The sequence below is a fragment of the Ensifer adhaerens genome, from assembly GCF_013283195.1.
GTDB classification, from domain to species: domain Bacteria; phylum Pseudomonadota; class Alphaproteobacteria; order Rhizobiales; family Rhizobiaceae; genus Ensifer; species Ensifer adhaerens_G.
This window is the reverse complement of sequence record NZ_JABEKT010000001.1, coordinates 1,030,853-1,045,460: the sequence shown is the minus strand read 5'-3', so window position 1 is coordinate 1,045,460 and position 14,608 is coordinate 1,030,853. Positions and strand designations below refer to the sequence as shown.

General features: G+C 60.8%; 15 protein-coding genes. All 15 read right to left on the bottom strand.

Annotated elements, in window-relative coordinates:
• Position 1: 1 nt before the first annotated feature.
• The 15 genes from visN to rhaM all read right to left on the bottom strand — a co-directional run bounded on the left by visN (position 2) and on the right by rhaM (position 14,602).
• Positions 2-742 carry a transcriptional regulator VisN gene (gene visN, locus LPJGGPFB_RS04905; protein ID WP_173418986.1) on the bottom strand — a complete coding sequence of 247 codons (741 nt, stop codon included), beginning with the start codon at positions 740-742 and terminating at the stop codon, positions 2-4.
• Positions 743-764: 22 nt separating this feature from the next.
• A complete protein-coding gene (locus tag LPJGGPFB_RS04900; RefSeq protein WP_173418985.1) occupies positions 765-977 on the bottom strand; it encodes a hypothetical protein in 213 nt (70 codons plus the stop codon).
• Between the two features lie 593 nt (positions 978-1,570).
• On the bottom strand, positions 1,571-3,247 hold the full coding sequence (fliF, locus tag LPJGGPFB_RS04895; protein ID WP_173418984.1) for a flagellar basal-body MS-ring/collar protein FliF: 1,677 nt from the start codon (positions 3,245-3,247) through the stop codon (positions 1,571-1,573).
• Positions 3,248-3,708: 461 nt separating this feature from the next.
• A complete protein-coding gene (cheT, locus tag LPJGGPFB_RS04890) occupies positions 3,709-4,101 on the bottom strand; it encodes a chemotaxis protein CheT (RefSeq protein WP_173418983.1) in 393 nt (130 codons plus the stop codon).
• 72 nt (positions 4,102-4,173) lie between these two features.
• Positions 4,174-4,728 carry a chemoreceptor glutamine deamidase CheD gene (gene cheD / locus LPJGGPFB_RS04885; RefSeq protein ID WP_173418982.1) on the bottom strand — a complete coding sequence of 185 codons (555 nt, stop codon included), beginning with the start codon at positions 4,726-4,728 and terminating at the stop codon, positions 4,174-4,176.
• The gene (locus LPJGGPFB_RS04880; protein ID WP_025425902.1) at positions 4,725-5,114 is read right to left on the bottom strand and encodes a response regulator; all 390 of its coding nucleotides are present in this window, start codon (positions 5,112-5,114) and stop codon (positions 4,725-4,727) included. The genes cheD and LPJGGPFB_RS04880 overlap by 4 nt, the downstream gene beginning before the upstream one ends.
• A complete protein-coding gene (gene cheB, locus LPJGGPFB_RS04875; RefSeq protein ID WP_077504352.1) occupies positions 5,114-6,172 on the bottom strand; it encodes a protein-glutamate O-methylesterase CheB in 1,059 nt (352 codons plus the stop codon). The genes LPJGGPFB_RS04880 and cheB overlap by 1 nt, the downstream gene beginning before the upstream one ends.
• A complete protein-coding gene (cheR, locus tag LPJGGPFB_RS04870; protein ID WP_173418981.1) occupies positions 6,169-7,077 on the bottom strand; it encodes a protein-glutamate O-methyltransferase CheR in 909 nt (302 codons plus the stop codon). The genes cheB and cheR overlap by 4 nt, the downstream gene beginning before the upstream one ends.
• Positions 7,074-7,544: a chemotaxis protein CheW gene (locus LPJGGPFB_RS04865; protein WP_173418980.1), complete on the bottom strand. Its 471-nt coding sequence runs from the start codon at positions 7,542-7,544 to the stop codon at positions 7,074-7,076. Before LPJGGPFB_RS04865 ends, cheR begins: the two co-directional genes overlap by 4 nt.
• A 5-nt stretch (positions 7,545-7,549) precedes the next feature.
• Complete coding sequence (locus LPJGGPFB_RS04860) at positions 7,550-9,847, bottom strand: chemotaxis protein CheA (protein WP_173418979.1); 2,298 nt, start codon at positions 9,845-9,847, stop codon at positions 7,550-7,552.
• Between the two features lie 19 nt (positions 9,848-9,866).
• Positions 9,867-10,232, bottom strand: a complete 366-nt coding sequence (locus tag LPJGGPFB_RS04855) for a response regulator (RefSeq protein WP_065784641.1) — start codon at positions 10,230-10,232, stop codon at positions 9,867-9,869.
• A gap of 3 nt (positions 10,233-10,235) precedes the next feature.
• Complete coding sequence (locus tag LPJGGPFB_RS04850; protein ID WP_077504355.1) at positions 10,236-10,529, bottom strand: STAS domain-containing protein; 294 nt, start codon at positions 10,527-10,529, stop codon at positions 10,236-10,238.
• A gap of 41 nt (positions 10,530-10,570) precedes the next feature.
• Complete coding sequence (locus LPJGGPFB_RS04845; protein WP_173418978.1) at positions 10,571-12,193, bottom strand: globin-coupled sensor protein; 1,623 nt, start codon at positions 12,191-12,193, stop codon at positions 10,571-10,573.
• 677 nt (positions 12,194-12,870) lie between these two features.
• A complete protein-coding gene (locus tag LPJGGPFB_RS04840; protein WP_173418977.1) occupies positions 12,871-14,283 on the bottom strand; it encodes an FGGY-family carbohydrate kinase in 1,413 nt (470 codons plus the stop codon).
• A gap of 4 nt (positions 14,284-14,287) precedes the next feature.
• Positions 14,288-14,602: an L-rhamnose mutarotase gene (rhaM, locus tag LPJGGPFB_RS04835; RefSeq protein WP_173418976.1), complete on the bottom strand. Its 315-nt coding sequence runs from the start codon at positions 14,600-14,602 to the stop codon at positions 14,288-14,290.
• Between the last annotated feature and the right edge of the window lie 6 nt (positions 14,603-14,608).

The following is a 14,608-nucleotide window of genomic DNA, read 5'->3' as shown; positions in this document are numbered from 1 at the left end:
CTCAGACAAGGTTGTTTCGGACGGCGTACGCAATCGCTTCGGAGCGGGTTCGCGTCGCCGTCTTTCGCATGACGCTGGTGATGTAGTTGTTGATCGTGTTGCGGGAAATCCCGAGAATGACCGCGATCTCTTCGCTCGTCTTGCCCTCGGCGATCCAGAAGAGGCATTCCAGCTCGCGATCGGTAAGTTCGAAGTCGCGATCGTGCCGCACTTCAGCGCGCGTGGTGAAGCTTGCCAGGTATCCGGCAAGCAAGGTCACATCGCGAAGATTCTCCTGCGAGAGGATCACGTCCTCGGGAACGAGCAGCATCAACGAGAAGCGCAGCCGCCCGACATTGAAGGTGACCGCGCAATACTCCCGGCTGATGCCGCGTGGCAGATCGATGTCGTCGGGCAGCGAATAGAACATCGGCTGCAACACCGAGAGGCACTTCTCTAGCTCGGTAGTCTTGGCGTGAAGCCCGGTGACGATGCCCGAAAGGCGCCGGACAATATCGAATGGCCAATCGGAACAGACGACGAAGTCGAGGCCGTTATCTTGCGAGAGATCGTATCGTGCCAGGAGGTAATGGCTCGCGCCGACATACTCGGTCAGGGCCGCAAGCCCGGCTCCCAGGTTGGCGCGCCCGGCCATGTCGCCCAGCCGCCGGAACAACTGGTCACGTGTGAGCCCACCACCGCGTATGCGTGTCGACGCTGTCGGCAAAGGCCAGACAGTTATGTCTGCTTGCGAAATGTCCATGATGTCAGCCCCCGTGCCGGATTCACCGCCCTGGAACCTGTGCTTGCACTGTCGCCGCCGACAGCCGGCTCAAGCCGAACATCACCACCAGTCGCAATTCAGGACGCGAATCAACTGTTAAAAATGTACATCCGTCCTCAAAAAAAACCACCGCCATCTTCTCGCTATTTACTTCACCCACCTTTCGTGAAACGATTCGCAAAGATGCCGCATCGGCTTTTCCGAATTCCGGCATCCAGCAGCATGTGTTTTGACATAGCGTTGATATTTAAAAGAGTTTTTGTTTTCGAATTGCCCCTGCTCCGCTGCCGCATCGATTTCGCGCAGCGCCGGATACAGTGCTGAGCACAATTCCAACGGAAATGCCGCCGCTCGAGGGAGTCGGGAAAATCGTCGAATAGATGCATTTTTTACTTTAGAGCAGCGCCTGTTGCGGAAATGCATCAGTTGTTTGATCGAACAACCGTAGTCTTTCACTATATAAAAACAGAGTACGACATTGATTATTATCGAATAGTCAAATTTATATTACAATTTATCTATGTATTGATCATGGCCGAAGCAGTAAACCAGCCCGCCTGGAGCACGTCGACGGCGACTGCGGAATCTACAAATTAAGATCTCGTTAAAGCAATACGATCGCCGGCCACACCCATGACTCTGACGAATGATCAACGATTCTTGCCGCGCATCGAGCGACTGACCGCAGAATCCGCAGAGACTCGCACAATAGTTGCGCCGGACATGATGGCATCCGCATCACCACGGAAACGAAAAATCCCGCCGAAGTGGCGGGATTTTCCCCTGTCAGACGATTTCCGTGTGTAATCAGGCGGCTTTCTCGATCGCCCATTTGCGCAAAATCTTGGCGGCGCGCTCTTCGCTGATCTCGACCATGCGTGCAAGGCGCCTTTCCGGCCCTTCCTTGACGCGGCGGTTGAAGCTGCCGGCGTCCTCGCCCATGCTGAGAAGGTCGTCGGTGCTGTCGAAGCCGAAGTCGGAACCGAAGCCGTCCATGAGGGCGCCACCGGCACCTGCCGTCGCAGGGGAGAAATCGGGCAGTTCGAGACCGGCGGACTCATTGGCGAGCTGGCCGGAGCTTCCACCAAGGCCAAGCTGGCGAGCCAGCGGCCGCATGCCCATCCAGACCACCAGGAAGGCGACGACGACGAAGGCGAGCGCATTGATGATGCCACCGAGATTGCGCGTCAGCGTCTCCATGATGCCCGGACCGGCGACGGCTTGGTCGAGCAGCTGCGTCTCGACGAAGTCCATTGCGTTGAGGGTCACCACATCGCCGCGGTTCGCATCGATGCCGGCGGCGGACGACACGATCTTCTGCATCTCCTGCAGGTAGGCGTCGACCTTGGCTTGATCGACGGGCTCGCCGACCATGGCGGCAATGCGACCACGATTGACGACCACGGCAATCGACAGGCGCTCGACCGTGTAGCTGTTCTTCACGGTCGCGATCGTCTTGCTGTTGATCTCGTAGTTGGTCTGCTCTTCCTTTTTCTCTGCCTGGTCGCTCGACTGCGGGCCGGCGCCACCCTTCGGGGCGGCCTGAGGAATGTTCTGCTGCACGGTCGCAGCGTTGTCCGGCTGCTGCTGGCTGGACTTCTGCTCTTCCTTGGTGACGCGGGTGGAACGCTCGACTCGCGATTCCGGATCGAACATCGTCTCCTGGATCTGTTGCGTGTCGGTGTTGAGGCGTGCCGTGACGCTGGTGCGGAAGTTGTCCATGCCGAGGAATGGAGCGAGCGCGTTGTCGATCTTCTTCTCAAGCTCGGTCTGGACGTTCTGAACCACACCCAGAGACTGGTTGAGGGCGCTGTTGGCCGGATCGTCGCCCGAGGCGAGAAGCTGACCGGTCGAATCGAGAATGGTCACGTCATCGACATCGAGCCCCGGTACGGACGAGGCGACGAGATGGCGGATGGAGGCTGCGGCATTGCGGCCGACCGTGGCGCTGGCACGGATCATCACCGAGGCGGTCGGGTTCTGGTCTGCCTTACGGAAGCTGCCGCGCTCGGGCATGACGATGTGGACGCGGGCAGCGGCGATACCGGAGATCTGTTGGATGGTGCGTCCGATTTCGCCTTCAAGCGCGCGAACCCGGGTGACTTCCTGCATGAAGGAGGTCAGGCCGAGCGAGCCGACATTGTCGAAGAGTTCATAGCCGGCATTGGCGCTGCTCGGCAGGCCGCGCTCGGCGAGCAGCAGACGGGACTTGCCGGTCATGCCGACGGGAACCTGGATGCTGCCACCATCGGCACCGACATTGAAGTCGATATTGGCTTCTGCAAGCGCAATGCTGATTTGAGTGACGTCACTTCGCTCGAGCCCGACATAGAGCGTCTCGAACGATGGCCTGTTGACGTAGATGCCGGCGCCCAGGACCATGCCGACAGCGATAATGCCGGCGGCGGCCAGCGCTATCAGCTTGCCTTGCCCCAGCCCGGCGAGGTTCTTCGTGAACATCGAAAATTGATTCAACAGACTCATTCTGTTTCCGCACCCAGTATCGCAGAACGTTCAAGCCGGTCATCCGACGAGCGCCCTGCGCAGTTCCAACATTCGGGTTTGATGGGTGTCGTGTGCCCCGTAACGGCTTGCAATACACACGAATCCATCAGCCCCGATCGGGACCGTAGGAAACGAAACTTGTGCGAACTTGGCTTTTGTCGACAGTTTCGGCGAATTCGGGGGATATCGCTGTAGAGAATTCTGGCTGTATCGAAGATCGATACGGTTTCGATCGCGGGTGCGCCTCCGTCTTGAACGGGGGCGTGGGGACGTTCTATCCCTTTGTTTTTTAACATCTCCTGGTGGAAAGCCGCCTCGCGCGCTTCCTGGAAATGCTCTCGAGCATCCCGCCTTCGAGCGGATCCACCGAAGGCGGACAGGATGCGCTGGCACGAAAGTGCCGAAACGTCCTTGGCGCGCTCTTCCGAACGCGCGGCGACCTAGAACACTTCGAAGTCGCCCGCCGCTTTCGTCAGCGGCTGAGAATGGCCGTGACGCAACATGCCGTTGCCGAGCGCCTTCTTCATGTCGGCGAGCTTGACCAGATTGACGGCGGTCGTGACGTCGACGAGGCAGGTATCAGGGATCGCCGCCGTGATCGTATCGATGAACTCGGCAAGTCCACGGGTCTTCTGCACGGCCAGATCGATGCCCTGCAGCACCATCATCTCTTCGGGGCTGTCCAGCGCCGAGGCGCCTCGACCACCGAGCAGCTGCGGCTCGATCCGTTCGATGAGATAAGCGACGTCGTGAAGCTCGGTGACCACGCGCATCAGCACTTCGGGCAGTGATTCTTCCACGTGTGGCATGTGGCCCTGGTAGTCAGTCTGCATTGTCGTTTCTCACGTGGTTATTCCAGCGATAGCGCAGGTGTATGGTCGGCCTGCGGGACACCCCCCGCAGGATCAGAAGAATTCGATGGAGCTTTCGACCGGACGCGGTGCCACCACCGGACGCTCTTCCAGCTGCACGGTGCGCTGGGTTTCCACGCCAGTCAGTGCGTACTGTCGGGCGCGCCCCGAAGACGGCCAGTATTCGAGCTTGCGGCCGTGTTCGCCGCCCGTGCTCTCACCGACGATGCGAATGCCTTCGTCGAGCAGGAACTGGCGGGCAAAGGCGGCGTTCTGTTCGCCGACATTCGAGAACCGCGCGATCGTCTTGGCACCGCCGAAGATCTTGGCTTCGAGTCGATCGCGGCGAGCGCCCTGCTTCAGCAGGCCGTTGATCAACAGCTCCATGAGATGAACACCGTAGCGGGTAGCGTCGCCGCCGGAAGCGGGCGATGACGCCGATCCCGGCAGCAGGAAATGATTCATGCCGCCGACTCCGACCACGGGATCGCGCATGCAGGCTGCCACGCAGGAACCGAGAATGGTCGACAACACCACATTGGGATCGTTGAAGACCTTGTACTCGCCCTGGATGACATGCACGCGCTTGCCGCCGGCTTCCATGTTCATTTCAATGCCCCAAATACGGCTTCGATGGCGGCCTTCATCTTTTCGATGGTGAACGGCTTTGCCAGCACGTTGTTCGCCCCCAGCGCGGCCGCCTTCTGGACCAGCGCGCGGTCGCCCTGCGCCGTCAGGATGATGAATGCGGCCTTCTTCGTTGCCGGGTTGGAGCGCACGGCCTGGAGCAGGCCAAGGCCGTCCATTTTCGGCATGTTGAAGTCGGAGATGACGAGGTGATGCGGGTTCTGGGCCATGATCTTCATACCCTGTTCCCCGTCACCAGCAGCCGTGATCTGCTTGAAGCCCAGCTGCTGCAAGGCGTCGCCCAGAAGCAGGCGGCTCGTGACCTGATCGTCGACGATCAGTACTTTTATTTTTTCGGCGATGGACATTATTCGCTTCCTTCCTTCCGGAGCGCCGCTGTCTTCAGTATCTCTTCCCCGATGGAACCGAGGGGGAGCTGCGTTTCGACGGCACCCAATTCATATGCAACTCTCGGCATGCCGTAGACGACACATGTCTTTTCGTTCTGGCCGAAGGTCTTTGCTCCGGCATGCCGCATTTTCAGGAGACCGGATGCGCCGTCACGGCCCATGCCGGTCAGAATGACGCCGATCGCGTTGCGACCGGCAAGTTCGGCGACCGAATCGAACAGCACGTCGACCGAAGGACGATGACCGTTGACGGGATCGCGGTCGACCAGACGGCAGCAGGGTGCTGTCGGATTGGCGACCTGGAGGTGGCGCTCGCCACCTGGAGCCAGATAGACCTTGCCGATTTCCAGCCGCGCGCCATCGGTTGCTTCCTGTACCGTTGGTGCGCACAGGCGGTTGAGCCGCTCGGCGAAGCTCTTGGTAAAGGTGTGCGGCATGTGCTGCGTGATCACCGTCGGCGGGCAGTTCGCCGGGAATTTCTGCAGCACGGTGATCAGCGCCTCGACGCCGCCGGTGGAGGCACCGATCGCGATGATCTTGCGGCCGGCCCGATAATCAGAAGCACCATTGGCATTGGCTGCAGCGGGTGCGGCCGTCTTGTTGCCGGTGATGATGAACTTGCGCTGCGAGCGCGCGGCCGCCTTTACCTTGTCGACGAGACCGGCAAAAGGGTTGGGGTCGCCCGGAAGGGGCTTTCCGACGCAGTCGAACGCACCGATTTCAAGTGCTGCAATCGTCGCCTCGGCACCTTTGTGCGTGAGCGTCGAGACCATGATGACCGGCATCGGCCGCAGGCGCATGATCTTGTCGAGGAATTCCAGGCCATTCATGTTCGGCATCTCGATGTCGAGGGTGACGACATCAGGATCGAGCTGCTTAATCGCCTGGCGCGCTTCCATCGCATCGGCCGCCTGGCCGACGACGGTTACACCCGGATCGGAATTGAGAACTGCGGTGATCAGGCCACGCATGGTGGCCGAGTCATCGACGACGAGAACGCGAGCGGGTGCTGTCATACCCGTCCTCCATGAAACTTGCCGGTATGGCGGTAGGTGGTGATGCCGATGTTGTCGAACTGCGACTTGGCGTCGCCCGACACGCGCTCGGAATGACCGATGTAGAGATGGCCGTTGGTGCCGAGCATGCCGGCAAAGCGCGACCAGATCTTCATCTGTGTCGGCTCGTCGAAATAGATCACCACGTTGCGGCAGAAGATGACGTCGAACGGCCCCTTGAACGGCCATTGCGCCATCAGGTTCAGTTCGTTGAAGGTGATGAGCCGCTTGACGCGATCGTCGATCTGCCACTTGAAGCGGCCGCCGGCATTGACCTCGTCGAACCATTGCTTGCGCATGGCCGGATTGACTGTCTCAAGCGCGGTGGCGTCATAGGCGCCGGCCCGGGCCAGCGCCAGGATCTTCGGGTCGATATCGGTGGCGAGAATTCGGAAGTCGTAGTCAGCCGCATTCGGCAACAGCGACAGCACCGTCAGCGCGATCGAATAGGGCTCCTGCCCGTCGGAGCAGGCGGCAGACCAGATACGCACGCGACCTCCGGCCTTGGCGCGGGCAATCAACTCCGGCAGAACATCCGTCTTCAGATGTTCGAAGTGATGGTTCTCGCGAAAGAAGCGGGTGAAGTTCGTCGTCAAGTGCGAGAGCATATCGCGGCGGGCAGCGGCACCCGTAGGCGAAGAGACGAGCTGGCAATATTCGCGGAAGCCCTTGAGACCGAGGTTGCGGATATGCTTCGACAGCCGGGAATAGACCAGGGATGCCTTGGTCTCGTTGAGGTAGATGCCGGCATCGGCGTAGATCATCGCTGCGATTTCATTGAGATCGCGGCGCGTCAGCGGATACTCGCCGCTTGCCAGGCATTCGTCGGGCGACTGCTTCTGTTCGAGAACGGCCTGGTTTCTCATGCTGCTTCCCTTTCTTCCTGCGGGAAGACAGATTCGAGTTCTATTAGGCAGATCAACCGACCTTCGATCGCGAGCACGCCACGGGCGAAGCTCCTTTCGAATTCGGACGAGATGACATCCGGCGTCGGCTGGATCTTGTCGTCGGTGATCGTCAGGATGTCGGAGACCGCGTCAACGAGCAGACCGACGACCTGGCTCTTCACCTGGGCGACAATGATGACGTGGCGGACGGTCGGCTCGGCCGGCTTCATGCCGAGGCGTGCCGACAGATCGATGATCGGCAACACCGCACCGCGCAGATTGATGATGCCGAGCATGTAGGACGGTGCATGTGGCATCGCAGTCGCCGGTGTCCACCCGCGAATTTCGCGCACGGACATCACGTTCACGCAGAACTCCTGATCGCCGACGCGGAAAGCGATCAGCTCTCGTCCGTCCGTGGTCAGATTCTTTGCGGCATAGGTCATCACATTCATCCAGCAGCAGCGAGAGACATTTCAGGCTTGAGCGACTGGCCACGCGAAGCAGCCACGATCGTGTCGACGTCGAGGATGAGTGCCACCCGACCGTCGCCGAGAATGGTCGCGGCTGCGATGCCCGGCACATGGGTGTAGTTGGCCTCGAGGCTCTTGATGACGACCTGGCGCTGGCCCTGGATGGCGTCGACCATCAGCGCGCGCTGGCCACCACCTTCCGATTCCACCAGCAGGGCGACCCCTTCGACCGGGTTTGCCTGGCTGGCGCGGAAGTTGAGGATGCGACCGACATCGACCAGCGGGCAGAAGGAGTTGCGGATCGAGATCAGCCGCTGGTTGGAGCCGAACGAATGGATCGCAGCGGCTTCCGGCTGCAGGGTTTCGACGATCGCCGTCAGCGGCACCACCAGCGTCTGGTTGGCGACCGTGACCACCATGCCGTCGAGCACGGCCAGCGTCAGCGGCAGGCTCATGGTGAAGACCGAGCCATGGCCGGGCTTCGACGAGATGTTGATGCGGCCGCCGAGCGCCTGGATCGAACGCTTGACCACGTCCATGCCGACGCCGCGGCCGGAAATGTCAGAGATCTTGTCGGCCGTCGAGAAGCCGGCGTGGAAGATCAGGTTGTCGATCTCCTCATCGGATAGATTGGCGTCGGCGGCGATCAGGTCATTGTCGATCGCCTTCTGGCGCACCTTCTCGCGGTTGATGCCGGCGCCGTCGTCGGCAAGCTCGATGACGATGCGGCCAGAACGATGCTTTGCGGTCAGGCGCACGGTGCCTTCGGCGCTCTTGCCGGCGGCAAGTCGCTTCTCGGGCGTTTCAAGGCCGTGGTCGACGGCATTGCGGATCATGTGCGTCAGCGGTTCGGCCAGCTTGTCGATGACCGTCTTGTCGACTTCGGTGTTTTCACCCTCGGTGATGAGACGGACAGACTTGCCGGTCATGTCGGCGATTTCGCGAACGATGCGCGACATGCGCTGGAACACCGGCTTTACCGGCTGCGCGCGGATCGCCATCACCGAGTCCTGGATCTCGCGGGTGAGCTGTTGCAGCTCTTCGAGGCCCATGTTGATCGACGAGGTGCCGTTGGCGTCGTTTTCGACCACGCTCTGCGACAGCATTGCCTGGTTGATCACGAGTTCGCCGACGAGGTTGATCAGGCGGTCGACGCGATCGAGATCGACGCGGATGGTCGGAGTGGCGGCAGATGCTGCTGCCTGTTGCGCGGCTGCGGATTGCGCAGCGGCGCTGGCGGCGGCGCCGGCCGATTTTTCAGCGGGCGCGCGGGCGGCGGACTGGGCCATCTGCAACACATTGCTGGCGGTACCGGCAGCAGCGACGGCCGCGTTGCGGATCTCCTGCTGTGCGGCCAGTTGCTCTTCTTCCTCGATCACGCCGATCGGGCCTACCGGCTCGTCGTCGAGGATCGACAAATCGAACGGTACCGGCTGCATCGGCAGCTCCTCGCCGACAGGCGCGGTCTCGCCCGAGACCAGCGAAACATCGAGGTCGCAATCCCACTCGGCGAATTCGAACACGGTGCGGATCGCGTCTTCACCCTTGTCCGTCTTCAGCGACACCTTCCAGGAGAAGTAGGCCGTTTCCGGGCTCAGGCGATCAAGCGACGGAAGCGTGTCCATGTCGCAATGGATGCTCATCTCGCCAAGGCGCGAGAGGTCGCGCAGAAGCAAAGTGGCGTCGTTGCCCTTGGCGTAGAGATCGGACTTCGGCTTGAAAACGATCTCGTAGGTCGGCATCTCCATCGAGGCCGGCTCGTCCGTCTCGAAATCGTCGAAGGAGAAGGCGACAGGCTGGAAGCCTTCGTCGTTGACGACCGGTGCTACGGCAACCGGCGCTGCCTTGGAAACCGGGGCAACCGGCTCGGCAACGGCCGATGCCTGGGGCACTTCGCCATTGGCGAGCGCCTCGAGCTCCTTGATCAGCTGGCGGCTGCGCGCCTCGTCGACACTGCCGCCGTCGCGGGCAGCGTTCGTCAGGTCGGCCAGCACGTCGGCCGACTTCAGCATCACCTTCAGAACCTCGGGGCCGGGATCGAGCCTGTTGGAACGAACGCAATCAAGTGTCGTCTCGAACACGTGAGCGAAGGAGACGAGGTCGTCGAGCCCGAAAGCACCGGCGCCACCCTTGATCGAGTGCACCGCGCGAAACACGGCATTGACCGTTTCCGGATCGCGGTCGCCATCATTGAGCTTCAGCAGACCCGATTCCAGTTCGGCGAGTTGTTCCTCGCATTCCTGGAAGAAGATCTCTTTGATTTCGTTCATATCCATTGGAGGCTATCCTCGGACTTCAGGCCGTTACGCGCTCGATTGCATCAATCAGTTTGGTCGGGTCGAACGGCTTGACGATCCAGCCGGTGGCACCGGCCTGACGGGCACGGTTCTTCTTTTCAGCATCGCTTTCCGTGGTCAGGACCAGGATCGGCACAGCGCGATAGCGGTCGTTCTTGCGCACGCCTTCGATGAAGCCGAAGCCGTCGAGACGCGGCATGTTGATATCGGTGACGATGACATCGGGATTGGCTTCCTCAAGAACCTCGAGGCCCTCGACACCGTCTTCTGCCTGGATCGTTTCGAAACCGGCATTGTTCAGCGTGACCAGAAGCATGTTCCGGATCGTTCGGGAGTCGTCGACTGTCAGAACTCGCTTTTTCATTCTTCAAATCTCCTTTGCCATCAGGTGGTCGATGTCGACCCCGATGAGCTGTGTCGTTTTCTCGAAAGCGTCCGACACCTTGCTGAAGGTGAAAGACAAATGTTCTTCTTCCCAAGTCTTGGCACCAGCCATCAGGACCTGGACACAAAGCGTTCCCACGCGCTCGACCGCGGAGGCGTCAATCGTCAGATCGCTGCCCTTCAGGCCCAAAAGCTTCTCGTGCAGCGTCGTCGCTTCGTTCAGGTCCAACACCGGAGCGAGGCTGAGCGTTTTCCGGGCGGTCTTCTTGCTGGCCATTCCTGTTTTCCTCGACTGCTAACTCTTGAGTGTCCCTGGGATCAGCGTTGCCAACCGGCGAACTGACGTTGCGGAGCGTCATCGAACAATGGCGCCACGATTTCATCGTCGACCACATCAAGACGAGCCGTGAGGCTGCGTCCCTGGCTGGCAGCCGGTATTGGCGACGCCGCGTGGCGGCGTTCGACACGGAACCTGCGGATCGTCTCGCCAAGCTCGACGATGACATTGTGCAGATCGTCGGAGGAGCGAACCGTTTCGCCCGCCATCGCCGCACTTGCCGTGACGGCGCGCGAGATCGCCCCGATGTCGGATGTCACGCCCTTGAGGTCGCCGACCTGTTGCTCGGCCTCGCGGGCGATGCCGGAGACCGCTGCATTGATCGATGTGACCTGCTGGACGATGCTGCTGATCGCATCCTGCGTGCGGCCAACGATCTCGACGCCGGTCTCGACCTGCGACTTAGTGCCGGACACCAGTTGCTTGATTTCACGCGCGGCCTCGCCGGAACGCTGCGCAAGCGCACGCACTTCCTGGGCCACGACGGCAAAGCCACGGCCGCTGTCGCCCGCCCTTGCAGCCTCGATGCCGGCATTCAACGCCAAGAGATTGGTCTGGAATGCGATCTCGTCGATGACGCCAATGATCTGGCCGATCTTTTCGGCCGATGCCTCGATGTCGGCCATGGCGGAAATAGCCTGGCCGGCGATCTCGCCGCTGCGCTCGACGGCAACCCGGGTCTCGTTGGCCTTCGTCTCGGTGGCGCTGATGCGGCTCGAACCGGTGGCCATGCGCTCGGTCATGTCGGAAAGTGCCGCAATATGGCCCGTGAGGGCATCGGCTTCCGCGGCTGCCTTATCGGAGAAACCGGCAGCACCTTCGCGCAGGCGTCCGACAAAAGCCTCGGCCGCCTGGCCGCGCTGATCGGCGGACTGCAGGCTCTGCTGGATCGTGTCGAGCGCCGCATTCAGGCTGGCAACGATCGGCTGATAGGCGTCGGGCGCCGTCTGCGAAAGGCGTACGCCGAGGTCTCCCTCGTTCAAACCCTTGGCGAAATCGCCGAAAAGCGTCGTTACAGCCTGCTCGTCGGCGCTGTGCTGTTCGGCGAGCTGGCGCTGGTGCTGCTGGCGCAGACCGTTGAAGCGGAGCGAGACGCCGATCTCTGTATCGACGAAGACGGTGCGGACGAGGGCCGCGACCAGGTCGCACAATTCCTTGCGACGTCCCCGGCCCATCGGCAGGAAGGACTTCGGCCAGGCCTCTTCGATGAGGCCGACCAGCAAGTGTTCCAACACAACGGCATGGCTTGCCATCTGCCAGCGCGGGTCGAGGCCCATGCGGTTCGATGTGTCGGCCAGCACCTTGACGCGCTCGGCATAGAGGCCGTCGAAACGCGCATCGGTCAGCACGTTCCAATGGGAGGACTGGATGTCCTGCAGGCGATCGAGCTGCCGGTCGTTGTCGAAATGGCGGGCTGCGTCGGGATAGCTCTGCAGGCGCTGGAAGAGATCGCGAAGCGCTGCGTCGATACGGGGGGAAAGCTTCTGCCGGGTGTCACGGATGCGGGAACAGCTCTCGTCGTCGAGCCCGGCAAAACGCAAGCGCTCCAGCAGACTGCCTGCCTGGCCCTTCCTTGCCTGTTCTGACGATGGTTCCTGCCTCAACGCTCAATCCCCGGTTTTTCATGCTTGGAATTCACCTGGGGAGGAACAGGACAGTCCACGGTCCACCGGACGTGCACGCCACATCGATGCGATCAGCCTCCGCCATCTGGCGTCTGCTATCGTCCATCCCGCAAGTAAATTCGGTGAAGAATCGATACCGGACCGGAACCGGTACGGCGGGGCGGCATCATGCCTTGAGGAGACTGTGAATTTTCCCATTCCGACGTGTGGGACAATGTTTATGGTTAATTCCTTGCCTGAAGGTTAACGGTTGATAGCCTGTAACCGGAATCACTAAAATTCGCCGGACGTTTTTGGGCAGTGTTTTTGCAACGCAGCAATGCCGCACTATTAGCGGCGAATTTCAACAGGTTTTCACTCACAAGAGTTTAGAATTGTACTTCTACTTGCGCTCGCGTATCGAAGCGAAAGTGAAGTGGGCGCGTGTCGCGCGAAAGAAACCTTTGCAGCAAGCAAAGCGACATCATGACGATGCGCTGACGGGAAACGAACAATGATTGTTCTTGGAATTGGCGCCGCTCTCACAGCAATCCTGACAATGATGGCCGTATCCATCGTGCTCAATCTCGAGCATAACCGTTCGGCAAACCGCAGCTCGGTTTTCTGAGCGGAAGAACGCGCTTCGTCTTGTCGCGAGCGTCTCTCATAGGACGCCGTTACTCTTCCAATATTTCAGGATAGCTGATCGCCTGTGCCATTTTGCAATGGTCTTTCGTGAGCGATCGCCAATCTTCTGCATAGCGCGCAAAGCTCTGAGGCACCGCGCCGTCAAAAGCTTGCACCCCGGTCCGCACGTGGCTGCCGTCGACAAGGCTTGCGGCGCCAAGGCTGGTGCCGGTAACGTTCTGGCTGTCGGCAAGGACCGGACGTCCGGTTGCCGCCTGCAGCATGCGCAGATAGGCGGCGTTTGCGGCAAACGGTCCCTCGACGACAATATCGCCGCGCGCACCGATGAGATCGAGGCAGGTCGCCGTCATCAGAGCCAGATGGAATGAGACGGCGGCGACTTTGCCGGCTGGCGTCAACGTCTCTTCATCCACGCTCCAGCGGGCCTTGGCTGACGGGAAAGGCCCAGAGCCTTCGGGAAGCGAAGGCAAGAGCATGTGCCCGGCCGCAACGATGGCCTGCTCGTCTTTGAACGAGGTGGGCGTCGGATTGTCGCCGAGCAGCAGCGAGAAAGCGCGACCGCCCATGAAGCGCGCCGAGGGAACCGGGTCGCCAAGGGCGTTGACGTTGATTAGCGTGTCGCGATGTTCATCGAGTGTTACCTTGGCGGCGCCCACCGCCAGCATCACGACCCAAGTGCCGGTCGATACGACCGAGAACGGCGCCTTTCGGGTCAAGAGGTGCGGCAACAGCGATGCGTTGGAATCGTGGATGCCGCAATAGACGGGTATGCCCTCGGGAATGCCCGTGGCGGCGCAAAGTTCGGGCAGCAGCGCACCGACGATCTCGTCTGCCCTGCGAACCGGCGCGAACAGTTGGCCCCAACCCTGGCTGTCCACCAGGGTCGAGAAGGTGCCGGCCCTCGGGTTCCAGAGATCGGTGTGGCAACCGAGCGAGGTCAGTTCGTTGACGCGCACACACGTCAGCCGGAAGGTCCAGTATTGCGCATAGGTCAGGATTGTCGCGACCCGGGCAAAGGCATCGGGAAAGGTCTGCTGCTGCCAGAACAATTGCGCGCCGACGTTCAGCCCCATCGGCAGCCGGGCGGACCCGGTTTCAGTAAAGGGCGGGCGAACGCGCTCATAGGCTTCCGACAGGATATCCGGCCCACCAAATTCGTAGTCGAGCACGGGCAAGGCAAGTCCGCCGGCTTGGTCGAGAACGACTGCCGTCGCCCCGTGGGTGGTGATCGAGATCGCCTGCAAGGGGTACTCGGCGTTGAGCGCCTTCAAGCTATCGAGCACGAAGGCCCAGAGATGGTCGACATCGAAATGCGGATAGGGATCGCCCCGGACGACACCGTTTGCAGTCTTGCGCACGGCAATCTCTTCGAAACGATCGAGATCAACCGCTGCGACCTTGGCATTGGTTTTGCCGATGTCGATGACGCCCACGATCCGCATCGGCTCAGCTCATGTGAAAGACGGTTTTGAGCGGCACCGCGACCGGCTCGTTATCGCCATGGGTTTCCATGATGTCGGCCATATGGGCCCACCACTTCTGCATGACCGGATGGGACGGCAGATCGGCCATGCCATGATCATCCGTGCGCCAGAGAACGCCGAAGAGCAGATCGTTCTCCTCGTCGAGATGGATGGAGTAATCCGTGACGCCCGCATCTTTCAGCAGCGTCACCAGTTCCGGCCAGATGGCGTCGTGGCGCGCGGTATATTCGGCGGCCATTCCCGGATTGAGCCGCATGCGAAAGGCGTATTTTTCCATGAAAAC